Source organism: Herbaspirillum sp. C7C2 (genome assembly GCF_022627865.1).
In the GTDB taxonomy this organism is placed as follows: Bacteria; Pseudomonadota; Gammaproteobacteria; order Burkholderiales; family Burkholderiaceae_D; genus Herbaspirillum; species Herbaspirillum frisingense.
The window spans coordinates 25,738-49,480 of the sequence record NZ_JABXGI010000004.1 but is presented as its reverse complement, the minus strand read 5'-3'; the positions used below and the strand labels follow the sequence as shown (position 1 = coordinate 49,480).

At 64.6% G+C, this 23,743-nt stretch carries 21 protein-coding genes; 7 read left to right on the top strand and 14 right to left on the bottom strand.

Annotation, left to right across the window (positions count from 1 at the left end):
- Window positions 1-2 precede the first annotated feature (2 nt).
- From HWE04_RS08295 to HWE04_RS08235, 13 genes are all read right to left on the bottom strand, one after another.
- A complete protein-coding gene (locus HWE04_RS08295; RefSeq protein WP_241812094.1) occupies window positions 3-989 on the bottom strand; it encodes a glycosyltransferase family 8 protein in 987 nt (328 codons plus the stop codon).
- Entirely contained in the window at window positions 989-2,086 is a 1,098-nt protein-coding gene (locus tag HWE04_RS08290; RefSeq protein WP_152486717.1) for a glycosyltransferase family 9 protein, read from the bottom strand. Before HWE04_RS08290 ends, HWE04_RS08295 begins: the two co-directional genes overlap by 1 nt.
- Window positions 2,087-2,094: 8 nt before the next feature.
- Window positions 2,095-3,837, bottom strand: coding sequence for a lipid A export permease/ATP-binding protein MsbA (gene msbA, locus HWE04_RS08285; protein WP_006464664.1), 1,743 nt, complete (start codon window positions 3,835-3,837; stop codon window positions 2,095-2,097).
- Window positions 3,838-3,884: 47 nt separating this feature from the next.
- Entirely contained in the window at window positions 3,885-5,111 is a 1,227-nt protein-coding gene (locus HWE04_RS08280) for an O-antigen ligase family protein (protein ID WP_241812093.1), read from the bottom strand.
- 143 nt (window positions 5,112-5,254) lie between these two features.
- The gene (gene rng, locus HWE04_RS08275; protein WP_077237526.1) at window positions 5,255-6,718 is read right to left on the bottom strand and encodes a ribonuclease G; all 1,464 of its coding nucleotides are present in this window, start codon (window positions 6,716-6,718) and stop codon (window positions 5,255-5,257) included.
- Entirely contained in the window at window positions 6,715-7,329 is a 615-nt protein-coding gene (locus tag HWE04_RS08270) for a Maf family protein (protein WP_077237525.1), read from the bottom strand. The genes rng and HWE04_RS08270 overlap by 4 nt, the downstream gene beginning before the upstream one ends.
- A 56-nt stretch (window positions 7,330-7,385) precedes the next feature.
- Window positions 7,386-7,856 (bottom strand): 23S rRNA (pseudouridine(1915)-N(3))-methyltransferase RlmH, encoded by a 471-nt coding sequence (gene rlmH, locus HWE04_RS08265; RefSeq protein WP_102664423.1) that lies wholly within the window; start codon window positions 7,854-7,856, stop codon window positions 7,386-7,388.
- Window positions 7,856-8,668 (bottom strand): ribosome silencing factor, encoded by an 813-nt coding sequence (gene rsfS, locus HWE04_RS08260; protein ID WP_241812092.1) that lies wholly within the window; start codon window positions 8,666-8,668, stop codon window positions 7,856-7,858. Before rsfS ends, rlmH begins: the two co-directional genes overlap by 1 nt.
- Complete coding sequence (locus HWE04_RS08255; protein WP_006464670.1) at window positions 8,668-9,336, bottom strand: nicotinate-nucleotide adenylyltransferase; 669 nt, start codon at window positions 9,334-9,336, stop codon at window positions 8,668-8,670. Before HWE04_RS08255 ends, rsfS begins: the two co-directional genes overlap by 1 nt.
- Complete coding sequence (gene hemF / locus HWE04_RS08250; protein ID WP_006464671.1) at window positions 9,336-10,256, bottom strand: oxygen-dependent coproporphyrinogen oxidase; 921 nt, start codon at window positions 10,254-10,256, stop codon at window positions 9,336-9,338. Before hemF ends, HWE04_RS08255 begins: the two co-directional genes overlap by 1 nt.
- A 133-nt stretch (window positions 10,257-10,389) precedes the next feature.
- A complete protein-coding gene (locus HWE04_RS08245) occupies window positions 10,390-11,220 on the bottom strand; it encodes a mechanosensitive ion channel family protein (protein ID WP_077237522.1) in 831 nt (276 codons plus the stop codon).
- Window positions 11,221-11,375: 155 nt separating this feature from the next.
- Window positions 11,376-12,644, bottom strand: coding sequence for a phosphoribosylamine--glycine ligase (gene purD, locus HWE04_RS08240; protein ID WP_006464673.1), 1,269 nt, complete (start codon window positions 12,642-12,644; stop codon window positions 11,376-11,378).
- Window positions 12,645-12,695: 51 nt separating this feature from the next.
- Window positions 12,696-13,421, bottom strand: coding sequence for a YebC/PmpR family DNA-binding transcriptional regulator (locus tag HWE04_RS08235; protein WP_006464674.1), 726 nt, complete (start codon window positions 13,419-13,421; stop codon window positions 12,696-12,698).
- Window positions 13,422-13,652: 231 nt separating this feature from the next.
- Here HWE04_RS08235 and HWE04_RS08230 point away from each other — a divergent pair, with 231 nt between their 5' ends.
- The 6 genes from HWE04_RS08230 to HWE04_RS08205 all read left to right on the top strand — a co-directional run bounded on the left by HWE04_RS08230 (window position 13,653) and on the right by HWE04_RS08205 (window position 19,966).
- Complete coding sequence (locus tag HWE04_RS08230) at window positions 13,653-15,320, top strand: helicase HerA-like C-terminal domain-containing protein (RefSeq protein ID WP_241812091.1); 1,668 nt, start codon at window positions 13,653-13,655, stop codon at window positions 15,318-15,320.
- A 58-nt stretch (window positions 15,321-15,378) separates the two neighbouring features.
- Window positions 15,379-16,293 (top strand): DMT family transporter, encoded by a 915-nt coding sequence (locus HWE04_RS08225; RefSeq protein ID WP_006464676.1) that lies wholly within the window; start codon window positions 15,379-15,381, stop codon window positions 16,291-16,293.
- A gap of 70 nt (window positions 16,294-16,363) precedes the next feature.
- Window positions 16,364-17,338, top strand: coding sequence for a quinone oxidoreductase family protein (locus HWE04_RS08220; RefSeq protein WP_182992751.1), 975 nt, complete (start codon window positions 16,364-16,366; stop codon window positions 17,336-17,338).
- Between the two features lie 28 nt (window positions 17,339-17,366).
- A complete protein-coding gene (locus tag HWE04_RS08215; protein WP_166758259.1) occupies window positions 17,367-17,537 on the top strand; it encodes a hypothetical protein in 171 nt (56 codons plus the stop codon).
- A gap of 167 nt (window positions 17,538-17,704) precedes the next feature.
- Window positions 17,705-18,937: an ABC transporter substrate-binding protein gene (locus HWE04_RS08210; protein ID WP_241812090.1), complete on the top strand. Its 1,233-nt coding sequence runs from the start codon at window positions 17,705-17,707 to the stop codon at window positions 18,935-18,937.
- Window positions 18,938-19,027: 90 nt separating this feature from the next.
- Window positions 19,028-19,966, top strand: coding sequence for a DMT family transporter (locus HWE04_RS08205; protein ID WP_006464680.1), 939 nt, complete (start codon window positions 19,028-19,030; stop codon window positions 19,964-19,966).
- On the opposite strand, the gene HWE04_RS08200 is transcribed toward HWE04_RS08205, so the two are convergent.
- Complete coding sequence (locus tag HWE04_RS08200; RefSeq protein WP_241812089.1) at window positions 19,963-20,616, bottom strand: DUF4136 domain-containing protein; 654 nt, start codon at window positions 20,614-20,616, stop codon at window positions 19,963-19,965. The two genes, HWE04_RS08205 and HWE04_RS08200, sit on opposite strands and share 4 nt — an antisense overlap.
- A gap of 420 nt (window positions 20,617-21,036) precedes the next feature.
- On the opposite strand from HWE04_RS08200, the gene pepN reads away from it, so the two are divergent.
- Window positions 21,037-23,733, top strand: a complete 2,697-nt coding sequence (pepN, locus tag HWE04_RS08195) for an aminopeptidase N (protein ID WP_241812088.1) — start codon at window positions 21,037-21,039, stop codon at window positions 23,731-23,733.
- Window positions 23,734-23,743 lie beyond the last annotated feature (10 nt).

Below are 23,743 nucleotides of genomic sequence, written 5' to 3'. Positions count from 1 at the left end.
GTTTAGCGGGCGCGGCGCTTGCGCAGATAGCGCACATACCACTTCAGGCTCTCCAGCGGGCGTCCCTGGCGGTACATGAAGCGCGAATGCATGCGCAGTTCCTTGGTGTTGCGGGGCTCCTGGTCCAGTGCCATGTCGGCCCAGGGCGAGATATCCAGGTAACGGCGGAACAGGTCGCAGGCCTCATGTCGGCTCCATGCCGCCCATGGTTTCACGGCACCGGCGAAGTGCACGAAGATGGCCTTGCCCACCGGCTTGAGCGCGAACTTGTTGACGTTGAGGTCGTGGATCAGGTCGTACAGGTAGTTCCATTTCGGTGACAGATATCGCGCCCGGCCGTTGAGGACGATGTTGAGCGCGTCCTGGTCGTTGAAACGCATGTCGGTCTTGCTGTCCAGCAGCGCTTCCAGCGTCTTGGGCGTGATGTCTTCGGCCAGCCATTTGCGGATGTTGATGAAGATCACCCCACCGTTGAAATATTCGTTGTGTGCCAGTCCCAGTGCCGCCACCCGACGTTGCAGCGTCACCGGCGCGTCCGGTACCACCACTGCGATGTCGTTGGAGATATCCATGTCCACCAGTTCGTCGACGCGGTTGAAGCACAGGATGTCGGCGTCCAGATACAGCACGCGATCGGTCACCTCGGCCAGCACGGTGGGGATCACCAGGCGTGTGAAGATCGACAGCGAATAATGCGAATGGCCCAGGAAGTGCGAGAACTGGGTGAAATCGTTCAGGTCCAGCAGGTGTAGTTCGGTCTTGACCCGATACATCGACTCAAGCTGCTTCAGGCGCCGCTGATGGTCTTCCGATACTTCGAAGGCCAGCACGTGGAAGGTGAAATGCTGCCCCGGATTATTGGCCACGATGGAAGCAATGGTGCCACCCATGGCGCGGAAATAATTGTTGTCCACGCAAAACGCAATGTGGAAGGAGGGCTTGCCGTTACCGGGCTGCGCCTGGATTTCTGCTTGGCTTGGGACGTTCATCAGATGGCTTTCATGACTTGTTCGACGCTGACCGCCTTGACCCAGTCGCGGCGGCCCGGGGCGGTGATGACGACGCTGTTGGCGCGATCGACCGGTACCCATTCCGGATTCTTCTGCCGCATCAGGGCGATCACCGGCACGCGTACTGCGTTGGCCAGGTGCATCACGGCCGTCTCCACCGAGATGATCAGGTCGCATTCAGCCAGCATGGCCGGCAACTGGAAGAAGTTCTCTTCGGCGCTGAAGAGTTGCGTGCGCTGCAGCTGGTAGCGGCCGATCACCTCGCGCGCATTGGCCAGTTCCTGCGGTACAGCGTTGACGATGAAGCAGGCATCCTGCCAGCCCTCGCGCGCCTGCATGGCCTGGATCAGCGCGGCCACCTGTTCCAGCGTCCAGCAGCGCTTCCTGGTCTTGGCGTAGGGATTGATGAACACCAGCTTGCCGCTGCGTGCGGCGAATTGCCAGCGCACCAGTTGCTCCTGCGCATACTGGTGCCATTGCAAGGGGATGTCCACGAACGGGAACCGCGCCTCGTCCTTGACCTCAAGTCCACTCAACTGACGGAACCAGAAGGCATACACATCGCTGATGTGATGCTCCGGATCGTTGCTGCGGTAGCTCGGCATCTCGGCATCCAGCTGCCGGTAGGCCAGCAGATGATGCGGCTGGAACAGCGAGACCTTCTTGCGCATGCCGACCACCCAGCCTTCCGGACTGATCTCGCGCGCCAGACCGGCGTAGAGGTGCGGGCGCAGGGTCGCCAGCGATACCACGATGGGATAGTGCTCGCCACGCGCCTCGGCGATGGAGGCGCGATACAGCTCCGGACTGTAGGTGCGGGTGTAGACCTTGTCGAAGAAGGAGCAGGCGGCCGTCCAGTCGTAGAGCGAATACTTCTTCAGGTGCGGCCACTGGCTGGCGTCAGCCGTGCGGCGCACTTCATCGACCCACAGGTGGACCTTCAGATGCGGATTCTGCGCGGCGAAAGCTTTGAAGAAATTCTGCAGATAGGTGAAGTCGCCCAGGGCCAGATGGGCGATGAAGAGGATCTTGTCGGATTTCTTCAGCAGGTCGGCGGGGATCAGGCAGTTTTGCATGGGCATGCTCAGACGGAGGCTTCCTGTTGCTGGGAGAACTGCAGGCGGTACAGGTTGGCGTAGACCCCTTCCTTCTGCAGCAGTGCCTGGTGGTTGCCCACTTCGACGATCTGTCCGTGCGACAGCACCACGATGCGGTCGGCACGTTCGATGGTGGACAGGCGGTGGGCGATGACGAAGGTGGTGCGGCCCTGCATCAGGCGATCCAGCGCCGCCTGCACGGCGCGTTCGGACTCGGTATCCAGCGCCGAGGTGGCTTCGTCCAGGATCAGGATGGGCGCATCCTTGTAGATGGCGCGGGCAATGGCTACACGCTGGCGCTGACCGCCGGACAGGCGCGAGCCGTTGTCACCGATACGCGTCTGCAGGCCTTCCGGCAAGCCCGCCACCACATCGTTGAGGTGCGCGGCCTCGACGGCTGCGGCCACGCGCGCTGCGTCGGGGCTGGGGTCGCCATAGGCGATGTTGGCGGCCAGGGTGTCATCGAAGAGCACCGTGTTCTGGTTCACCATCGCGATCTGCTGGCGCAGGCTGGGCAGGGAGATGGTTTCGATGGGGCGGCCGTCGAGCAGGATTTCACCCGAGGTGCTGGAATAGAAGCCGGGGATGAGGCTCACCAGGGTGGACTTGCCACCGCCGGACATGCCCACGAAGGCGATGGTCTCGCCCGCTTCGACCTGCAGGTTGAGGTTCTTCAGCGCCAGTTGCTCGTGGCCCGGATAGGCGAAGCTGACATCGACGAAGTCCAGCTTGCCGGTCGCGCGTGCGGTCAGTGGCTGGCCGGTGGTGCGTTCGGTGGTCTTGTCGATCAGGTTGTAGACTTCTTCGGCAGCGGCCATGCCGCGTTGCAGGGGGCCGTTGATTTCGGCCAGCTGCTTCAACGGTGCCAGCAGCATCAGCATGGCGGTGATGAAGGAGACGAAGCCGCCCACGGTGATCTGGCCGTTGCCGGACTGGATCAGGGCCATCACGATGACGATCGCCACTGCGGTGGCGGTCATGAGCTGGGTGATGGGAACGGTGGAGGCAAAGGCGGCCGTCATGCGCATGGTGTAGCTGCGCAGGTTCTCGGCGCGACGATGGAAGCGCTCCTTCTCGTAGTCCTGGCCGCCGAAGATCTTGATGACCTGCTGGGCGCGGGTGGTTTCCTCGATGACCTGGGTCATCTCGGCGTTGACGTTGAGCGAATCACGGTTCAGTTTCTTGAGGCGCTTGCCGGTGGTGCGCACCACGATGGTCACCAGCGGCAGCAGGACCAGGGTGACGATGGTCAGCACCCAGTTCAGGTACAGCAGCCAGGCCAGCAGGCCTAGCACGGTCAGTGCCGAACGCAGGATGGAGGTGAAGACCTTGGTCACCATGTCGATGATCTGCTGCACTTCGAACATCATCGAATTGATCACCTTGCCCACCGTATTGGTGGCATAGAACTGCACCGGCAGGTCCAGCATGCGGGCGAACATCTGGCGGCGCAATTCGTTGAGGATGCGGGTGGACACCCAGGTCATCATGTAAGAACTGGTAAAGGTGGCGATGCCGCGGATGAAGAAGATGCCGATCACCGCCGCCGGCACCAGCCAGAGCGAGAAGGTTGGCTTGCCCACGAAGCCCTTGTCCAGCAGCACCTGGAAGATGTAGGGCACTACCGGTTCGGTGGCGGCGGTGACGATCATGGCGATGAATGCCACGGCCAGCCGCTTCTTGTAGGGCAAGTGCAGGGCCGCCAGGCGTTTCATGTTGTAGGACAGCATCGGGAGAATCCTTGCGTGCAGGTAATGCGGGTAACGAAAAGGTGAGATTATGCCGTGTTCGCCGGTCCAGCAGGCTGTTGCCGTGCCAATGACCACAGGATGACCCCCAGGAAGGCGAACATCATCACGCCATTGTTGTGTGTCAGGAAAGCCTGGGTCAGCCCGAAGGCCAGGTAACTCAGCATGAGCATCATGCCGGCGCCGGCGGCCATACGAGCCTCGATGCTCCTGCCAGGGACGGCCCGCCCGGCAAACAGCCGCAATGGCAGCAGGTACAGCACCAACACGGCCAGCAGGCCGGGGATGCCATGCTTGACCAGGGCATCCAGGTATTCATTGTGGAGATGGGTATGCTCTGCCACCGAGTCCGATGCCAGGCCCTCTTCGACCATGTGCTGCTTGGCCTGCATCATGCCTTCCTTGCCGAAGCCCAGCAGCAGGTGGCGGGGCGCCAGGTACAGGCCCACACGCAGCATCTCCAGGCGCGCGCCCACCGAGGACTGGGCATCGGCGTGTTGGAGGTAACCGCCGGCCTCGCTCACGGCCTGCCGGTAGCGTGCGGTCAGCGGCGAATGGGGTAGCAGCGCCAGTACCGCCAGTGCGACCAGAGCGAGCACGGCTGGCTTGAGCAGGCGCCGGGCCTGGCCGGCACGTATCAGCAGGTATGCGGCCAGGATCGCGCAGAAGGGCAGGGCCAGCCAGCTGCCGCGGCTGCCGCTGAGCAGCGTGGCGACCAGGGCCATCAGAACGCCGGTGGCATGCAGCAGTTTCCAGCGCAGCCCGTGGCCCAGCGCCAGCGCACGCGCCAGCCCATAGGCCGACAGTACCGCCAGCAGCGCGCTGATGTTGCCGTACTGGATCGGATTGGTACTGCCGCCCGGACGGTCCATGCCCCAGGCCAGCCATTGCCACAGACTCAACAGCCCGGCGCCGATGGCGCCGACCGCCGCACCCGACCACAGCGCGCCCGGCCGGGGCGGGAACGTGCACAGCAGCAGCAGTGCCGGGATCGCCAGCAGGAAGCGCAAGGGCGCATCGTATTCCCGCCCCGGTGCGTGATGTATCAGGTTCAGGGCCACATGCAACAGGAAATAGAAGCCCAGGGCGGCGATGAACAGGTAATCCGGAGCTGCCAGGCGGAGGCGGGGAGAGGCGGGCCGCAACAATACCGTCGCACCCAGCACCAGCATCCCCGCACCCAGGGAAAAACCGCTTGCGATGACCAGCGAAATTGCCGACAGCAGGAAGACAGCCAGTGAGGTATAGGTGGGCATGGAAAGCGAAAGAACGCGCAGGCGGGCCGCGAAGTGCGCATTGTAATCGATGCGCTGCGGCCATCGCCTTGCGCCGGGGCGTGGTGCCCGGCAATTCTGCGATACGTGTTGCGCCCGTCCGCGCCGGACGACCTGGGGCCGGATCACATCAGGATGATGTCGTACTGCTCCTGCTGATAATCGCTCTGGACCTGCAGTGACACCGGCTTGCCGATGAAGTCCCCCAGCATGGCCAGGTGCTGCGACTCTTCTTCCAGGAACATGTCCACCACCACCTGTGAGGCCAGGATCCGGAATTCACGGGGGTTGAACTGCTTGGCTTCGCGCATGACCTCGCGCAGGATCTCGTAGCACACCGTCCGCGGCGTCTTGACCTGGCCGCGCCCCTTGCAGGCCGGGCAGGTCTCGCACAGGATGTGGGCCAGCGATTCGCGGGTGCGCTTGCGCGTCATCTCCACCAGGCCCAGCGTGGAGAAGCCCGACACCGAGATCTTGGTGCGGTCGCGTTGCAGCGCCTTGCCCAGTTCGGCCAGCACCGCCTGGCGGTGCTCCGTGCTCTCCATGTCGATGAAGTCCAGGATGATGATGCCGCCCAGGTTGCGCAGCCGCAGCTGGCGGGCAATGGCATGTGCCGCTTCCAGGTTGGTCTTGAAGATGGTGTCGTCGAAGTTGCGACCATTGACGAAGCTGCCGGTGTTGACGTCGATGGTGGTCATCGCCTCAGTCTGGTCGACGATCAGGTAACCGCCCGACTTCAGGTCCACCCGACGTCCCAGGGCGCGTTCGATTTCCTCTTCCACGCCATACAGGTCGAACAAAGGGCGCTCGCCGCGATAGTGCATCAGCTTGGGCAGCACCGAGGGGGTATAGATGGCGCCGAACTCCTGCAGCATGTGGAAGTTCTCGCGTGAATCGACCTGGATGGTGGCGGTCTGGTCGGACACGAAGTCACGCAGCACGCGCTGGGCCAGCGACAGGTCCTGATGCAGCAGCGTGGGCGCCGGCTTGGTCTTGGCTTGCTTGATGATGGTGGCCCAGGTGGTGCGCAGGTATTCGACGTCCATCTGCAGGTCGGCGTCGGAGGCATCCTCGGCCATGGTGCGGATGATGAAGCCGCCTTTTTCCTCGGCCGGCAGCAGGGCTTGCACCTTGCTGCGCAAGAGCTCGCGCTCGGCTTCGTTCTCGATGCGCTGGGAAATGCCGATGTGCTTGTCCTGCGGCAGGTAGACCAGCATGCGCCCGGCAATGGAGATCTGCGTGGACAGGCGCGCACCCTTGGTGCCGATCGGGTCCTTGATCACCTGTACCGTGATGGTCTGGCCGTCGTGCAGCAGTTTCTCGATGGGGATGGCAGGCGCGTTCTGACCGTCATGCGGACGGGCTTCCCAGATGTCGGCCACGTGCAGGAAGGCGGCGCGCTCCAGGCCGATGTCGATGAAGGCTGACTGCATGCCCGGCAGCACCCGGACCACCTTGCCCAGGTAGATGTTGCCGGCCAGGCCGCGCGAGAGAGTGCGCTCGATGTGCAACTCCTGCACGGCCCCTTGCAGGATCAGCGCAACCCGCGTCTCCTGCGGCGTGATGTTGATGAGGATGTCTTCGCTCATAGGATTCGAACGCCCGCTTGTTGTAGTAGTTGAGCCGTCTCGAATAGCGGCAGTCCCATGATACCGGAATGACTGCCCACGATATTGCTGATGAACACCGATGCCAGGCCCTGGATGCCATAAGCGCCGGCCTTGTCGTAGGGTTCGACGGTATTGCAGTAGGCGGCGATGGCCTCGGCGGTGAGCGGCGCGAAACTGACATCGGACTGCTGCACGATCTGCCAGACCTCGGTTTCCACGCCCAGCGTCACGCCCACGGCCACACTGGTCAGGACCTGGTGCGTACGGCCGGAGAGCAGGGTGATCATGCGCACCGCCTCGTCATGGTCGGCCGGCTTGCCCAGGATCAGGTCGTCCACCACCACGGTGGTATCGGCCGACAGCAGCGGCCGGTGCGGCAACTGGCGCAGGATCATAGTCTGCTGGGCGCTGTCGAGCTTGGCGCGGGTGACGCGGGCGACGTAGTCCAGCGGGGCTTCCCCGGGCAATACGCTTTCGTCGACTTCCTTGTCCGAGAGCATCAGTTCGAAATCGATGCCGATCTGGCGCAGCAGTTCGCGGCGGCGCGGGCTTTTCGAGGCGAGGTAGATTTTGTGGTCCGCTTGTTTCATTGAGCCATGCATGTCAAGGGCCGCTGCCCGGGAGGCGAGGCCGGCGGTGGACGGGTTCAGGCGCGGTGATACGGGTGGTTCTGCGTAATCGACCACGCGCGGTACAGTTGCTCGGCCAGCAGCACGCGCACCATGCCATGCGGCAAGGTCATGCTGGAGATGCGGATGAGCGTGTCGGCGCCGGCCTTGAAGCCGGGATCGAGCCCATCGGCACCGCCGATGACGAAGGCCACGTCGCGGCCATCCTGCTGCCACTGGACCAGTTGCTGCGACAACTGCACCGAGGTCCAGTCGCGTCCGCGCTCGTCCAGCGCAATCACGCGCGCGCCCTTGGGCAGCGCGGCTTCGATCTTTTCGCGTTCCTGTGCCATCACGGTCTCGGCCGTGCGGCTGCCGGAGCGTTCGACGGGTTTGATTTCCTTCAGGATGATCCGGCATTCCGGTGGCATGCGCTTGGCATACTCCTGGAAGCCGGTCTCGATCCACGCCGGCATCTTGTGGCCGACGGCAGCAATCACCAGTTGCATCAAGCCTTGCTGGTGCGCTTGGCGGCCGGCTTCTTGGCGGTCTCGCTCTTGGCGGGCGCCACGCGCACGGTCTTGCCGGTCGGGGTCTTGGGGGCAGCGGTTCTGCTACGGGTGGTCGCAGCCTTGGGCGCGGCGGTCTTGCTGCCGGCAGCGGTGCGGGTGGTGGTGGTCTTGGCGGCGGTGGTCTTGCTGCCGGTAGTGCGCGTGGTCTTGGTGGCAGCAGTCTTGGCACCGGTAGCGCCCGTGGTACGGGTGGTACGGGTCGTGCCGGCTGCAGCGCGGGTGCCGGTGGTGGTGCTGGTCGAGGTGGCGCGCGGCTTGCGGGCCGGCTTCTTCGGTGCATCCTCGTCGTCGTCCAGGGCCTGGCTGGCTTCGACCGCTTCGGCTTGGGCACGCGTACGGCGGATCTTGGGGGCCGGCTCCTCGTCGGCGGCAGCGCGCTTGGCGGAGGCCGAGGTACCGGTGCGCTTGGCCGCGCCCAGCTTGACTTCCTTGTCGCCCCAGATTTCTTCCAGGCGGTAGTAGGTGCGGATGGCCGGCTGCATGATGTGCACGATCATGTCACCCAGGTCGACCAGCACCCATTCGCCGGTGTCTTCGCCTTCGATGCTCACGACGTTGCCGCCCTTGGCCTTGACCTTGTCGCGCACCGAGGCGGCCAGCGCCTTGGTCTGGCGGTTCGAGGTACCGGAGGCGATCGCCACGCGGTCGAACAGGCTGGTCAGGTGGGTGGTGTCATAGATGCGGATTTCTTGCGCCTTGACGTCTTCCAGAGCGTCCACGACCAGGGTTTGCAGTTTTTTGATGTCCATTATTGAGTTCGGTACAGATGTTGTTGTTCGATATAGTCTAGCACCCTGCCCGGGATCAGCGAATCGGGTCGGATGCCGCGTTGCAGCTGGGCACGGATTTCAGTCGACGAGATATCGACCGCCAGCCCGAGGGCCAGGTAGCCGTATCCGTGCGTGGTGCTGCGGATCTCTTGCGGCGCAGCGTTGCGCCGCTTGAATTCTTCCCTCACGGCCGGCGGCACGTGGGCGTCGGCCAGCTCGAAACCGGGCCGAGAGGCGGCACACAGGTGCGCCAGTTCAAACAGTTCCTGCCAGTGCTGCCAGGTGTCCAGGTGCTGCAGCTGGTCGGCGCCCATCAGGAACACGATGGACACCTCCGGCCCCAGTTCGGCACGCAGGGCGCGCAGGGTATCGATGGTATAGGTCGCGCTGGCGCGGCGGATTTCCTGCTCATCGATGACCACCGGCACCCGCTGGCGATCGAAGGCCAGGCGCACCATCTCCACCCGGTCCGCCGGCGCGGCTTGCAGACCGTGCTTTTGCCACGGGTTGCCGGTGGGAATGACGCGCAATTCGTCCGGATGCAGCAGATCCACGAAGTGCTCGGCCAGCTTGACATGCCCATTGTGGACAGGATCGAAGCTGCCGCCAAGCACGGCAATGCAGCGCTGCGCCGCGGGCGGCGCCATTACAGCCATTCCTTGTGGACCAGGAAGTCCGAATACAGTGCGGCCTCCGGGCTGCCGGCTTCCGGGTGCCAGTCATAGCGCCATTTCACCAGCGGTGGCATGGACATCAGGATGGATTCGGTGCGGCCTCCCGACTGCAGCCCGAACAGGGTGCCACGGTCGAAGACCAGGTTGAATTCCACGTAGCGTCCGCGACGATAGGCCTGGAAGTCACGCTCGCGTTCGCCATAGGGCGTCTCGCGGCGGGCCGCCACGATGGGCAGGTAGGCCTCCAGGAAGGCGTCCCCCACGCTGCGCTGCATGGCAAAGGCCTGCTCGAAGGGCAGGGCGTTGAAATCGTCGAAGAAGATGCCGCCCACGCCACGCGGCTCCTTGCGGTGCTTCAGGTAGAAATACTCATCGCACCAGGTCTTGAAGCGCGGGTACAGATCGTCGCCGTATGGCTGCAGCGCATCGCGACAGGTGCGGTGGAAATGGCGGGCGTCATCCTCGACCCCGTAGTAGGGCGTCAGGTCCATGCCGCCGCCGAACCACCAGACCGCTTCTTCTCCCTCTGCATGGGTGGTGAAGAAGCGCACGTTCATGTGCACCGTCGGGATATAGGGATTGCGCGGATGCAGCACCAGCGACACCCCCATGGCTTCCCAGGCACGGCCGGCCAGCTGCGGGCGGTTGGCGGCTGCCGACGGCGGCAGGTTCTTGCCCATCACGTGCGAAAAGCCCACGCCGCCGCGCTCCAGCAGGTTTCCTTCTTCCAGCAGGCGCGAAGTGCCGCCGCCGCCTTCCGGACGTTCCCACGAATCCGACAGGAAGGCCTTGCCATCGGCGGCTTCCAGGGCCGCGACGATGCGCTGTTGCAGGTCTTGCAGGTAGGCCTTGACGGCGGCGGTGTGGGTGGAGGCGTTGGAATGGGTGGTCACGGCGGGTCGCTCTGGTGCACGGTTACTGGGCGGAAATGCGTTCCAACCCGCGATTGTACCTTGCCCGCCCCTTCGTGGGGCGGCAAAAGCCGGTCCGTCAGGCGCCACGGACCGGCGGTGTGGGGCGTTAGCCTCAGGTTTGCGGTGGTTGCGCCAGCGGCACGGCCACCTGGTAGGTAGCCGGTGCCGGCCAGCCTTCCTTCAGGCAGACCTCGGCGATGGCATTCTGCACATCGGTATAGACCTGGCCGAAATTGGGTGTCGGGGCATGTACGCGCAGGGCGATCAGGGTGCCGGTGGCGTTGAATTCCTGGATCACGATGCCCGGTGCCGGCGTCTGCAGCACATTGGGAATGGCCTTGATGCGCTCGGTCAGCTTGGCGATGGCCACCTGGGGATCGACGCTGTAGGCAATCTGGCAACGCAGGTCGGTGCGGCGCGTGGCATTGACGTTGTAGTTGATGATGTTTTCCGAGAACAGCTTGTTGTTGCCGATGATCACGCGCAGGTTGTTGTCGGTGGTGATGATGGTGGTCACCAGGCCGATGTCGGAAACCGTTCCGGTCTGCCCGGCGGCGGTGATGTAGTCGCCCACCTTGAAGGGACGCAGCACCACCAGGAAGATGCCGGCCGCGAAGTTCGACAGCAGGCCCGACCAGGCCACGCCCAGCGCCACGCCGACCGCGCCGATCATGGCGGCAAAGGAGGTGGTGGGAATGCCGCAGACTTCCAGGATGCCCATCACCAGCAGGATGCGCAGGATCACGTGCATGGCCGAGCTGGCGTAGTTGATCAGGGTGGTCTCGAACTGGCGCGCGGTCAGCACCCGGCGCACCACCTTGGACAGGGTGTTGATGAACATGCCGCCGATGATCCAGATGGCGATGGCGGCGATTACCTTCAGGCCGAATGGCACCAGGTAGAGGTTGATGAGGGTGTCGAAGTTGAGCAGGTGTTCAGGCATCGGGGCTTCCTTTTCTTCGGTGGTGGCGTGTCGTGCTTAGTCTGCCGGCATGGGCTTTTGTTGCAGTCGGCGGGCGGCGTGCATGAAGCATAAAGCGACTGTCCCCCGCAACACACCGGGCGTTGCGGGGGACAGTGGGTCGTACGGTGTTCGGCTTAGCGCTTCAGGGCGCGCCAGCCGATGTCGCGGCGCATCTGCGAGCCGGCGAAGTGGATCAGGTCGGCGGCGTCGTAGGCGTGCTTCTGCGCGACTTTCACGCTGTCACCCAGGCCCACCACGCACAGCACGCGGCCACCCGAGGTGGTCAGCTTGTCGCCGGTCAGGGTGGTGCCGGCGTGGAAGGTCACGCAATCGACGGTTTCGGCCGGGATGTCGGTGATCAGGTCGCCACGGCGCGGTTCTTCCGGATAACCGTGGGCGGCCATCACCACGCCCAGCGCGGTGCGGCGATCCCATTCCAGCTCGACCTTGTCCAGCGTGCCGGTCACAGCGTGTTCGAACACCGTCAGCAGATCGGTCTTCAGGCGCGCCATGATGGGCTGGGTTTCAGGGTCGCCCATGCGGCAGTTGAATTCCAGCGTCTTGGGGTTGCCTTCGGCGTCGATCATCAGGCCGGCATACAGGAAGCCGGAGAAGGGGATGCCATCCTTGGCCATGCCCTGCACGGTCGGCACGATGATTTCGCGCATCACGCGGGCATGCAGCGCCGGAGTCACGATGGGGGCAGGGGAGTAGGCACCCATGCCGCCGGTATTGGGACCCTGGTCGTTGTCCTGCAGGCGCTTGTGGTCCTGGCTGGTGGCCAGCGGCAGGATGTTCTTGCCGTCCACCATGACGATGAAGGAAGCCTCTTCGCCGGCCAGGAATTCCTCGATCACCACGCGTGCACCGGCATCGCCCAGCTTGTTGTCGGAGAGCATCATGTCCACCGCCGAATGCGCCTCTTCCAGCGTCATGGCGACCACCACGCCCTTGCCGGCGGCCAGGCCGTCGGCCTTGATGACGATGGGGGCGCCCTTCTTGGCGATGTAGTCATGCGCGGCCGCCACGTCCGAGAAGGTCTGGTACTCGGCAGTGGGAATGGCATGGCGCTGCATGAAGGCCTTGGCGAAGTCCTTGGAGCTTTCCAGTTGCGCCGCTTCCTTGGTGGGGCCGAAGATCTTCAGGCCACGGGCGCGGAAGACGTTGACGATGCCGGCTGCCAGCGGGCCTTCCGGGCCGACCACGGTCAGCGCCACGTGTTCCTGCTCGACGAAGTCGGCCAGGGCCACCGGATCGGTGATGGCGATGTTCTGCAGGCGCTCGTCGAGTGCGGTGCCACCGTTGCCGGGAGCGACGTAGACCGTCTGGATGCGCGGCGACTTGGCGATGGCCCAGGCCAGCGCATGTTCACGGCCACCGGAGCCAACAACTAGGATTTTCATGGGATAGGGAGGTAAAAGTGGCGAATGGGCGAAATGGGCAAAAGCGGAGAATTATTCTTCGATCACGGCGTTGGTATAGAGCTCCTGGGTGTCGTCCAGGTTCTCCAGCGCATCCAGCAGTTTCTGCATCCTGACGCCGTCTTCGCCTGCGAACACGGTTTCGGTGGCAGGCTTCATGGTGATCTCGGCGACTTCGGCCTTGAAGCCGGCAGCTTCCATGGCGGCCTTGACGGCGGCGAAGTCGTTGGGCGCGGTCAGCACTTCGATGCCGCCTTCCTCGTCGGTGACCACATCTTCGGCGCCGGCTTCCAGGGCCGCTTCCATGATGGCGTTCTCGTCAGTGCCGGGGGCGTACATCAGCTGGCCGCAGTGCTTGAAGAGGAAGGCCACCGAGCCTTCGGTCCCCATGTTGCCGCCGAACTTGGAGAAGGCGTGGCGTACTTCGGCCACGGTGCGCACGCGGTTGTCGGTCATGCAATCGACGATGATGGCCGCGCCGTTGATGCCGTAGCCCTCATAGCGCACTTCCTCGTAGTTCACGCCGTCCAGGGCGCCGGTGCCACGCTGGATGGCACGGGTCACGTTGTCCTTGGGCATGTTGGCGTCGGAGGCGCGGTCCACCGCCAGGCGCAGGCGCGGGTTGGCGTCCGGGTCGCCGCCACCCATGCGGGCAGCCACGGTGATTTCCTTGATCAGGCGGGTCCAGATACGACCACGCCTTTCGTCCTGACGGCCTTTACGGTGCTGAATATTGGCCCATTTGCTGTGTCCAGCCATGTTGAATCTTCCTGCAAGATGGTGAGGGCAGAACCGTCCCTGTGCGGCAATCCGTGATGATCGGCAGGCGCTGCGGCAGGGCCGGCAGGCGCGGACGACGGATCGGCGCGGACGGGGACAAGGTTCGGACAGGACCGATAATGCTTTCCTGCCGCCATGTTCTGACTATAATCGGGCGGGCATTTTACCATACCGCCACCCTGTGATTTTTGCCTTCGAAGCCGAGTTGACATGATTAATCCCCTTCCCATTGCCACCCATTCCGGCGGGCAACTGTGCCTGCTGCCGCAACTGGCCAATCGCCACGGCTGCATTACCGGCGCCACCGGCACCGGCAAGACGGTGACCCTGCAGGTGCTGGCCCAGGCGCTGTCCGATATCGGCGTGCCGGTGTTCATGGCCGACGTCAAGGGTGACCTGTCCGGCCTGGGCAAGGCCGGCAGTGCTTCGCCCAAGACCACCGCACGCCTGGCCCAGCTGGGCCTGCCCGAACCGGCCTGGGCCGCGGCCCCGGTCGCCTTCTGGGATGTCTATGGCGAAAAGGGCCATCCGGTACGCGCCACCATTTCCGACATGGGGCCGCTGATGCTGGCTCGCATGCTCAACCTGAACGACACCCAGCAGGGCGTGCTGCAACTGGTGTTCAAGATCGCCGACGACCATGGCCTGCTGCTGCTCGACACCAAGGACCTGCGCGCCATGCTGCAGCATGTGGGCGAGAACGCCGCTCAGTTCAAGACAGAATACGGCAACATCTCGGCCGCCAGCGTGGGTGCCATCCAGCGCGGCCTGATCGCCATCGACGAGCAGGGCGGCGACCAGTTCTTCGGTGAACCGATGCTCAACATCGAGGACTGGATGCAGACCGACGCCCAGGGGCGCGGCATCATCAACATCCTGGCTGCGGACCGGCTCATGAACGCGCCGCGCCTGTATTCCACCTTCCTGCTGTGGATGCTCTCGGAACTGTTCGAACACCTGCCCGAAGTGGGCGACCTGGACAAGCCCAAGATGGCCTTCTTCTTCGACGAAGCCCACCTGCTCTTCGACGAAGCCCCCAAGCCACTCCTGCAGAAGATCGAACAGGTGGTGCGCCTGATCCGCTCCAAGGGCGTGGGCGTCTATTTCGTCACCCAGAACCCGCTGGACATTCCCGACACCGTGCTGGGCCAGCTCGGCAATCGCGTACAGCACGCCCTGCGCGCCTATACCCCGCGCGACCAGAAGGCCGTCACGGCGGCGGCCGAGACCTTCCGTCCCAATCCCATGCTCAATACCGCCAAGGCCATCACCGAGCTGGGCGTGGGCGAGGCGCTGGTGTCCTTCCTCGATGAAAAGGGCCGGCCCAACGTGGTCGAGCGCGGCTATGTGCTGACCCCGGCTTCGCAGATCGGCCCGGTCACCGATGACGAGCGCCGGGCGCTGATCGCGTCGTCGCTGGTGGCCGGCGTCTATGAACAGGTGATCGACCGCGAATCGGCCTATGAGCGCCTCAAGGGCCGCGCCGTGCAGCAACCGCAAGCCGCCCCGCAAGCCTCGCCCCAAACAGCCCCGGCCCCTGCTCCCGCCGCTCCGGTGGACGACAACGCCTGGGGGGCGTCAGCCGGCCGCAGCGCGCCGTCGCCGACGACGTCATCGCGTCCCGCCGGGGGCACCCGCATGTCGCCCCGCCAGCCGCAGCCACAGCAGCAACCGGCCCCGCAACAGAACGACGGCGGCGGCCTGGGCGATCTGTTGAAGGATGCCGCCGGCGGCATCTTCGGTAATGGCGGTGGCGGCAATCGCCGCAGCGATTCGCCCCTGCAGGCGATGGTCAAGTCGGCCGCCCGCAGCATCGGTTCGCAGGTCGGTCGCGAACTCATTCGTGGCGTACTGGGTTCGCTGATGAAGAAGCGCTGATGCGCCCGCGCCCGACCGTCCCCGGCGGAGGGCGGGCGCAGGCATTACAATCGCGGCCATGACAGCCGCCACCTCCCACTCCACGCCGCGCCAGGTTTTCCTGGGCGGCCTCCTGCTCGCCATCGTCGGCGCCATCTTCTTTTCCGCCAAGGCCATCGTGGCCAAGCTGATGTACCGCTACCAGGTCGATGCGGTCATGGTGATCACGCTGCGCATGCTCTTTTCCTTCCCCATGTTCGCCGTCGTGGCGATCTGGAAGGCCCGCACCCAGCCGCCGCTGGCGCGGGCCGACTACCTGCGCATCGTGGTGCTGGGGCTGATGGGCTATTACCTGTCGAGCTTCCTCGACTTCCTCGGCCTGCAATACATCTCCGCCGGGCTGGAACGGCTGATCCTGTTCCTCACGCCGTCCTTCGTGATGCTGATCGCCTTTTTCTTCTTCAAGCGCAAGGTCGGCTGGATCGAATGGGCGGCCTTGCTGGTGTCCTACTTCGGTACCGTGCTGGTGTTGCAGCACGACCTGCACACCGGTGGCAGCGACGTCCTCCTCGGCAGCGCCCTGGTACTGGGCTCGGCCTTCAGCTATTCGATCTACCTGATTTCCTCCGGCGAACTGGTGCGCCGGGTTGGCGCGATGCGACTGGTGGCCTATGCCATGTGCGTCTCCAGCGTGGCCTGCGTGATCCAGTTCTTCGTGCTGCGGGCACCGGCCGAGCTGTTCACGCAGGTAGCCCCGGTGTACCAGCTTTCACTTTTCAATGCGGTGTTCTGCACGGTATTGCCGGTATTCCTGACCATGGTGGCGGTGGCCCGCATCGGCGCGCCCACGGCGGCGCAGGCCGGCCTGGTCGGGCCGGTATCCACGCTCTTCATGGGCGCGGCGCTGCTGGACGAACCCATCACCGGCATCCAGCTGGTCGGCACCGCGCTGGTGCTGGCCGGCATGTGGCTGCTGTCGCGCAAGAAGCGCTAAGGCGTTCTATACTGCCCCACCGGAACTGAAGTTCCAGACATACCGCTCACCGAAAATCAAGGAGACCCAGATGGCAAAAGCAATCCGCATGAGCAAGACCGGCGGCCCCGAGGTGATGGAATACGTGGACGTCGAAGTCGGCCAGCCCGGGCCGGGCGAAGTCCGCATCCGCCACGCCGCCGTCGGCCTGAACTTCATCGATTGCTATTTCCGCTCCGGTCTCTATCCGCAACCGTTGCCTGCCGGCCTGGGCCAGGAGGGCGCCGGCACCATCGAAGAACTGGGCGCCGGCGTGACCGGCTTCCAGGTCGGTGACCGGGTGGCCTATGCCGGGCGCCCCAACGGCGCTTATGCCGAAGAGCGCGTGATGCCGGCCGATATCCTGGTCAAGCTGCCCGACGCGATCAGCTTCGACACGGCTGCGGCCATGATGCTGCAGGGCATGACCGTGCAATACCTGCTGCGCCAGACCTATGCGCTGCAACCGGGCGACACCATCCTGTTCCATGCCGCCGCCGGCGGCATCGGCCTGATCGCCTGCCAGTGGGCCCGTGCGCTGGGCGTGAATCTGATCGGTACCGTCAGCAGCGAGGAGAAGGCGGCCCTGGCCAAACAGCACGGCGCGGCCCATGTGATCAACTACAAGACCGAAAACTTCGTCGAACGCGTCAAGGACATCACCGGCGGGCGTGGCGTGCAGGTGGTGTATGACTCCATCGGCAAGGACACTTTCATCGGCTCCCTGGATTGCCTGCGTCCACGCGGCATGATGGTCAGTTTCGGCAATGCCTCCGGTCCGGTGGCGCCGTTCGGGGTGTCCGAACTGGCTTCGCGTGGCTCGTTGTTCCTGACCCGGCCTTCGCTGGGCAACTACACCTCCACCCGCGCCGAACTGGACGCCACCGCCGGCGACCTGTTCGACATGGTCCAAAGCAACAAGATCAGCATCGAGATCAACCAGCGCTACGCCTTGAAGGACGTGGCCCAGGCGCATGCCGACCTGGAGGGGCGCAAGACCACCGGCTCCACCATCCTGATCCCCTGATCCGCCATCTCACCGACCAGGAGCCGCCATGGACCAGCCTCGCCACGATCCCGGCAGCCGTAATCCCATGGATCATCCGCCCGAGCAGGAAAGCGGCGCCGACGGCTCGCCCAAGTTCGGGCGGCTGTTGGCGGTGCTGATCTGTGCGGTACTGCTGATCGTCGTCATCACCTTCGCGAGCGAAGCCTACTTTTCATAGCGAACTCGAAATTCTTCGGTGTGAATCTCGCAAGATATCCATAAATCACATCAACAATGCGCCAATAGCGCATTTCTTCCCGTCTTGATCGTCAAATGCAGCCTCTGCGCCTGCGCGAATATTCGCGTCGGCGCCGTCAGGGGCGAACATTTTGACGGGAGTGGGAGATGGGATGGAAATGGCACCGGGGCCGCTATAGCGGCGCACCCGGTTATCCGTGGCGGATCTGGGGCCTGGTCCTGTTGCTGTGCGCAGGTGCGGTGGCAGCTGCGCCGGGCAATATGGGCAGCAGCGGCAGCGCAATCACCCGGACCAGCGCACACGGCGTTCCCGGGGTCAGCGAGACCGAGATCATCCTCGGCCAGTCGGCGCCGTTTTCCGGTCCGGCCGGCGAGCTTGGACGGGATTTCCAGGAGGGGGCGCAAAGCTACTTTGCCCGGGTCAATGCGCGTGGCGGCGTCTACGGCCGTCGCGTCAGGCTGCTGAGCCTGGACGATCGCTACGAACCCGAGCGGGCACTGGCCAATACCCAGCAACTGATCTGGCGCGACAAGGTGTTCGCCCTGTTCGGCTACTCCGGCACACCCACGGTACTGGCGGCATTGCCGGTCATCCGCGAGGCCGGCATTCCCCTGTTTGCACCGCTGTCGGGCTCGTCTGCGCTGCGCCAGCCCTTCAATCGCCTGCTCTTCCACATCCGTGCCAGCTACGTCCAGGAGACCGAATTCCTGCTGCGCCAGTTGAAGAGCACCGGTCGCCGCCGTGTGGCGGTGTTCTACCAGAACGACGAACTCGGCAAGGGCCTGCTGGATATCCTGCGCCAGCGTGTGCCGCTCTACGGCCTCACGCTGGTGGGTAGCGCCGGTATCGAACGCAACAGTGATGCCGTGGCTGCGGCGGCTGCCGAGCTGGCCCGGGCGCGGCCCGACGTGGTGATCCAGGTGGTGTCCTACCAGCCAGCGGCGGCCATGATCAACCGCATGCGCGCTGGTGGTTACCTGGGCGGGTTCTCGCACTATTCCTTCGTCGGTAGCACCTCCCTGTCGGCACGCCTGAAAAACGCCGGCGTCGGCGCCGAGGTCACCCAGGTCGTGCCCTTTCCCAACAAGGCCCGCCTGCGCATCGTCTACGAATACCAGCAGGCCATGGCCCATACCCCCGGGATCGACTGCAACTTTACCGGCCTGGAAGGCTATATCGCCGCCCGCGCCCTGGTGGAAGGTCTGCGTCGCGCCGGCCGCGATCTCACTCGCGAAGGCCTGATCCGGGCGCTGGAGAGCATCGCCCCGGCCAACTACGACGGTGGTGGCTTCAGCCTGCATTTCACCCCGACCGACCACAGCGGCTCGGATTTCGTCGACCTGACCGCCATCGGCGCGGGCGGACGCTTCATCAACTAGCCGCCCCGGCCCACAGGGCCGGGGCGGGTTTGCGCTACACTGCAGCCTTCGGCCGATCCGGCCTTCTCTCATCCGCCTCAAGGATTTGCCGTGACTGCTAGCCGCTATGCCACGCTTGCCGCTGCTCCATATTCGGGCGTGGCGCTGATCGCCGCCTGCTCGGCAGGCTTCCTGTGGGGGACTGGCGCGCTGGTGGTCAATATCCTGATCGCCCGCTACGGCTTTGCCCCGGGCGATATCTCCTTCTGGCGCTTCGCCGTCGGCGCGATCTTCCTGTGCCTGATCTTCGGCACCCGCATCCACCTGCCCACCTTGCGTACGCTGCTCGTGCCGGTGGTGCTGGCCGGCGCCACCATGGCCGGTTACGTGCTGTGCTGGTTCCTCGGCATCGAACGCATCGGCGCGGCGATTCCGACCTTGATTGCGCTCTGCCTGCCGCCGGTCTTTTCCACCCTGATCGCGCTGGCGCGCGGGCAGGAGCGGCTGGACCTGTCACTGGCGGTGATCCTGACCGCCGCCCTGGGCGGCACCGTGCTGATCGTCGCCCGTCATGGCGGGATGGGGGAGGCCGGTCAGGCTGACCTCATCATCGGCCTGCTGTGCTCGGTGGCCTCGGCGCTGCTCTATACCGGCTTCACGCTGGTCAGCGGGCGTCTGTCATCAGCCCTGGGCGCCGGGCAGGCGGCCACCTGCCTGACCGTGGTGGCCGCGCTGGTGATGGGCCTGACGACTCTCGCGCGTCCCCTGCAGTGGCCGTCCGGCATTCCTCCGCAAGCCTGGTTCCTCTATCTCGGGGTAGTCACGGCGGCGCTGGCACTGCTGGTCTTCAGCTGGGGCGCGGCGCGCCTCACACCCACTGCCTTGACGGTGGCCACCCTGATCGAACCGCTGACCGCGGTCGTGCTCTCCGCGCTGCTGCTGGGTGAACGACTGGGCGCCAGTCAATGGGCCGGCGGCGTGCTGCTGCTGTTGAGCATCTGGGGACTGGGGCGGAGGCTGTCGCGTCCCACCCCATCAGAGCAAACCTAGTCGACCGGCTGCCCGTCCTTGTCCACCTTGATGCGGATGCGGCGCGTCACGCCACTCGGGCCGGGGAAGTCCTCGAAGGCCGAGCGCACCATGTAGGGCATGGCCGCCGCCAGTCCGGCGCGATTGCCTTCGCTGTCTACCACCACGTCGAACAGTTTCCTGCCGTCGGCCACATTGCTGATGCCGATCTGCAGCCGCCTCAGGAAGACCGGGTAGCTGGTGGACTGCATGGGGCCGCCATACCAGAACGGATCATAGAATGGACCGTAGGGACCATAGAAGCCGAACGGCCGTGGCCCGAAGCGTCCCCAGCCCGGTGCCGGGCCGTAGAAGAAGGGATCGTAGGCCGGCCGGCTGACCACCACCTGCTCGGTATTGATGCCGTAGCTGAAGCTGACGTTGAGCTGGGCCTGTTTCGGCTGGGCCGCTTCGGTAAAGCCCAGGAACTGCAGTTCCTGCCGGATCAGGCCGGCGTAGTTCTGGTATTCCAGGTCGTTTTCCTGTGCCGGGGTGGGGGCGAAGGCATAAGCCTTGTCGTTGTCGGCCGGGGACCAGGCGTGGAAGGAGGTGACATTGCTCTCGATCACCGAGGCGCAACCGGACAGCAGCAGACCCGCCGCCGCGATGAAGGGGTAAAGCCAGCGTTTCATGAAGATGCTCCAGTGGAAAAGGCCAGGCGCCGGGCGGATGGCTGGGCTCTCTGCGGACGCCAGGTCAATGACCAGGGCCGCCGGGAAGCAGTAGGACAAGGGGCCGGGACTTTCTATCCCGGGCGCACCGTCCGGCCGCTTCCTGCGCAGTGCTGCCCCATCCTGGGGCGTGCGCCACGGTCGCTATTGTAGTGCCGCCGTGCTCCCTTGGCGAACCATGGCGGTCGGCGGTGGTCTTTCACCGGACGCGTCCCCGATTCCCGGCTGGTTTTTCAGCCCGTTTTCAGCCCGATAGCATCCGCGTGATGCGGGATGATTGGTAAAATCGGGTTTTTGCTGCACCTGATTTAGATTGCGACTGTCGTCGCCTTCATCTCACCTCATCTCCATTATCCCCATTTCCACTCTGGACAGGCCTCCATGCGCACCGATACGCCTCAGACGATCTACCGTAAAGATTACGCCGCTCCCAACTATCTGGCCGACACCGTCGAGATGGGCTTCGACCTCGATCCCGCCGACACCCGCGTGGCCACCCGTATCACGATGACCCGCAACCCGGCCGCCAAGGGCCGCGACCTCGTGCTCTTCGGCGAGGAACTGGAACTGGTGGCCCTGCGCCTGAACGGCAAGACGCTCTCGCAAGACAAGGGGGATTTCCGTATTGCCGCCGGCGTGCTGACCATCCCCGCCGCGCCGGCCAGCGTGGAACTGGAAATCGAGACCCTGATCCACCCGGACCGCAACACCTCGCTCATGGGCCTGTATGTGTCCAATGGCAATTTCTTCACCCAGTGCGAAGCCGAGGGCTTCCGCAAGATCACCTATTTCCCCGACCGTCCGGATGTGATGGCCCGGTTCACCGTCATGCTGCGCGCCGACAAGGCCCGCTACCCGGTGCTGCTGTCCAACGGCAACCTGATCGAAGAGGGCGCGCTGCCCGATGGCCGTCACTACGCCAAGTGGGAAGACCCGTTCAAGAAGCCGTCCTATCTCTTCGCCCTGGTGGCCGGCCAGCTGGTCTGCCAGGAAGAAACCGTCCGCCTGCATTCCGGCCGCGACGCGCTGCTGCAGGTGTGGGTGGAAGAGGGCAACCTGGACAAGACCCAGCACGCCATGGATTCGCTCAAGAACAGCATCGACTGGGACGTCGAACGCTTCGGCCTGGACCTGGACCTGGAGCGCTTCATGATCGTCGCGGTGGGCGACTTCAACATGGGCGCCATGGAAAACAAGGGCTTGAACATCTTCAACACCAAGTTCGTGCTGGCCAACCCGCGTATCGCCACCGATGTGGATTTCGCCAACATCGAAGCCGTGGTCGGCCACGAATACTTCCACAACTGGACCGGCAACCGCGTCACCTGCCGCGACTGGTTCCAGCTCTCGCTGAAGGAAGGCCTGACCGTCTTCCGCGACCAGGAATTCTCGGCCGACATGATCGGCAGCGACAGCGGCCGCGCCGTCAAGCGCATCGACGACGTGCGCGTGCTGCGCCAGGCGCAGTTCCCGGAAGACGCCGGCCCCATGGCGCATCCGGTGCGCCCCGACTCCTACGTGGAAATCAACAATTTCTACACCGTCACCGTCTATGAAAAGGGCGCCGAAGTGGTGCGCATGTACCAGACCCTGCTGGGCCGCGAGGGCTTCCGCAAGGGCATGGACCTGTACTTCGAACGGCACGACGGCCAGGCCGTCACCTGCGACGATTTCCGCGCCGCCATGGCCGACGCCAATGGCCGCGACCTTTCCCAGTTCGAGCGCTGGTACAGCCAGGCCGGCACGCCGCTGCTGCAAGCCGCCGCCGACTACGATGCCAAGCGCAAGACCCTGACACTGACCCTGGAGCAAAGCTGCCCGGCCACGCCCGGCCAGAAGAAGAAACAGCCCTTCCACATCCCCGTGGCCGTCGGCCTGCTGGACGCCCAGGGCCGCGACCTGGCACTGACCCTGGAGGGGGAAAAGAAAGCCGGTGCCACCACCCGCGTACTGGAACTGACCAAGGCCAAGCAAAGCTTCCGCTTCATCAATGTCGACCAGAAGCCGGTGCCTTCGCTGCTGCGCGGCTTCTCCGCACCGGTGGTGCTGCAGTTCGACTATAGTGATGCCGAGATGGCCTTCCTGATGGCCCACGACAGCGACGCCTTCAACCGCTGGGAAGCCGGCCAGCGCCTGGCTACCCGGCGCCTGCTGAACCTCACCGTGGCCGTGCAGGCGGCACGCCAGTCCGGTCATGTGGTGGCGGTCGACACCGTGCTCAACAACCTGCAACATGATGGCGCCCTGGCCGATGCCCTGCGCGCCACCCTGCAGGACGAATCGCTGGACCCGGCCTTCCGCGAACTGGTACTGACCCTGCCGTCGGAGACCATGATCGCCGAGCAGATGGAAGTCATCGACCCGCACGCCATCCACGTGGCGCGCCAGTTCCTGCGCCGCTCGCTGGCGCGCGAACTGCGCGACGAGCTGCTGGCCGTCTACCGCAGCCACCAGACGCCGGGTGGCTACAGCCCGGATGCCGCCTCCGCTGGCCGCCGCGCCCTCAAGAATGTGGCCCTGTCCTACCTGGCCGAACTGGATGACGAAGAGGCCATGGCCCTGGCCCGCCAACAGGACGAGGATGCCAACAACATGACCGACCGCCTGGCCGCGCTGTCGGCCATCCTCAACAGCGCTGCACCCGGCAAGAGCGAGGCACTGCAGCGCTTCTATACCGAGTTCGAGCAGGAAGCCTTGGTCATCGACAAGTGGTTCACGCTGCAGGCCACGGCCCGCAATGCCGACGTCAACACCGTGCGCACCCTGACCGAACACCCGGCCTTCACCCTGAAGAACCCCAATCGCGCCCGCAGCCTGATCTTCAGCTTCTGCAACGGCAATCCGTCCGCCTTCCATGCACTGGATGGCAACGGCTATGCCTTCTGGGCCGAGCAGGTCATCGCCCTCAATGGCAGCAATCCGCAGGTCGCAGCGCGCCTGGCGCGTAGCCTGGACCGCTGGCGCAAGTACACCCCGGCGCTGCAGGAAAAGATGCGTCTGGCCCTGCAGCAGGTGGCAGGCACGCCGAAGCTGTCGCGCGACGTGGCCGAAGTGATCACCAAGGCGCTGGCCGATTGATCACCGGAAA

Excerpts from the sequence above, each read along its gene's own strand:
- HWE04_RS08295 (WP_241812094.1), bottom strand. The coding sequence starts at position 989 with ATGAACGTCCCAAGCCAAGCAGAAATCCAGGCGCAGCCCGGTAACGGC.
- HWE04_RS08290 (WP_152486717.1), bottom strand. The coding sequence starts at position 2,086 with ATGCAAAACTGCCTGATCCCCGCCGACCTGCTGAAGAAATCCGACAAG.
- msbA (WP_006464664.1), bottom strand. The coding sequence starts at position 3,837 with ATGCTGTCCTACAACATGAAACGCCTGGCGGCCCTGCACTTGCCCTAC.
- HWE04_RS08280 (WP_241812093.1), bottom strand. The coding sequence starts at position 5,111 with ATGCCCACCTATACCTCACTGGCTGTCTTCCTGCTGTCGGCAATTTCG.
- rng (WP_077237526.1), bottom strand. The coding sequence starts at position 6,718 with ATGAGCGAAGACATCCTCATCAACATCACGCCGCAGGAGACGCGGGTT.
- HWE04_RS08270 (WP_077237525.1), bottom strand. The coding sequence starts at position 7,329 with ATGAAACAAGCGGACCACAAAATCTACCTCGCCTCGAAAAGCCCGCGC.
- rlmH (WP_102664423.1), bottom strand. The coding sequence starts at position 7,856 with ATGCAACTGGTGATTGCTGCCGTCGGCCACAAGATGCCGGCGTGGATC.
- rsfS (WP_241812092.1), bottom strand. The coding sequence starts at position 8,668 with ATGGACATCAAAAAACTGCAAACCCTGGTCGTGGACGCTCTGGAAGAC.
- HWE04_RS08255 (WP_006464670.1), bottom strand. The coding sequence starts at position 9,336 with ATGGCGCCGCCCGCGGCGCAGCGCTGCATTGCCGTGCTTGGCGGCAGC.
- HWE04_RS08245 (WP_077237522.1), bottom strand. The coding sequence starts at position 11,220 with ATGCCTGAACACCTGCTCAACTTCGACACCCTCATCAACCTCTACCTG.
- purD (WP_006464673.1), bottom strand. The coding sequence starts at position 12,644 with ATGAAAATCCTAGTTGTTGGCTCCGGTGGCCGTGAACATGCGCTGGCC.
- HWE04_RS08235 (WP_006464674.1), bottom strand. The coding sequence starts at position 13,421 with ATGGCTGGACACAGCAAATGGGCCAATATTCAGCACCGTAAAGGCCGT.
- HWE04_RS08230 (WP_241812091.1), top strand. The coding sequence starts at position 13,653 with ATGATTAATCCCCTTCCCATTGCCACCCATTCCGGCGGGCAACTGTGC.
- HWE04_RS08225 (WP_006464676.1), top strand. The coding sequence starts at position 15,379 with ATGACAGCCGCCACCTCCCACTCCACGCCGCGCCAGGTTTTCCTGGGC.
- HWE04_RS08220 (WP_182992751.1), top strand. The coding sequence starts at position 16,364 with ATGGCAAAAGCAATCCGCATGAGCAAGACCGGCGGCCCCGAGGTGATG.
- HWE04_RS08215 (WP_166758259.1), top strand. The coding sequence starts at position 17,367 with ATGGACCAGCCTCGCCACGATCCCGGCAGCCGTAATCCCATGGATCAT.
- HWE04_RS08210 (WP_241812090.1), top strand. The coding sequence starts at position 17,705 with ATGGGATGGAAATGGCACCGGGGCCGCTATAGCGGCGCACCCGGTTAT.
- HWE04_RS08200 (WP_241812089.1), bottom strand. The coding sequence starts at position 20,616 with ATGAAACGCTGGCTTTACCCCTTCATCGCGGCGGCGGGTCTGCTGCTG.
- pepN (WP_241812088.1), top strand. The coding sequence starts at position 21,037 with ATGCGCACCGATACGCCTCAGACGATCTACCGTAAAGATTACGCCGCT.